A 502-nucleotide genomic window follows, 5' to 3' on the forward strand; every position below is an offset into this window, starting at 1 on the left:
GCAGCCGTAGCTTCGGTGGTATGTTTAGCCCCGTTACATCTTCCGCGCAGGCCGACTCGACTAGTGAGCTATTACGCTTTCTTTAAAGGATGGCTGCTTCTAAGCCAACCTCCTAGCTGTTTTAGCCTTCCCACATCGTTTCCCACTTAACATACACTTTGGGACCTTAGCTGACGGTCTGGGTTGTTTCCCTCTCCACGATGGACGTTAGCACCCACCGTGTGTCTCCCGGATAGTACTTTACGGTATTCGGAGTTTGCAAAGGGTTGGTAAGTCGGGATGACCCCCTAGCCTTAACAGTGCTCTACCCCCGTAAGTATTCGTCCGAGGCTCTACCTAAATAGATTTCGGGGAGAACCAGCTATCTCCCGGTTTGATTAGCCTTTCACTCCTAGCCACAGGTCATCCCCTAACTTTTCAACGTTAGTGGGTTCGGTCCTCCAGTCAGTGTTACCTGACCTTCAACCTGCCCATGGCTAGATCACCGGGTTTCGGGTCTATA

1 rRNA gene is annotated in these 502 nt (G+C 51.4%); it reads right to left on the reverse strand.

Annotation, left to right across the window (positions count from 1 at the left end):
- Window positions 1–502: ribosomal RNA gene (locus tag PRUB_RS00005) — 23S ribosomal RNA — on the reverse strand; the annotation flags it as partial.

Origin of the sequence: Pseudoalteromonas rubra (genome assembly GCF_000238295.3) — a bacterium.
Taxonomy (GTDB): Bacteria; Pseudomonadota; Gammaproteobacteria; order Enterobacterales; family Alteromonadaceae; genus Pseudoalteromonas; species Pseudoalteromonas rubra.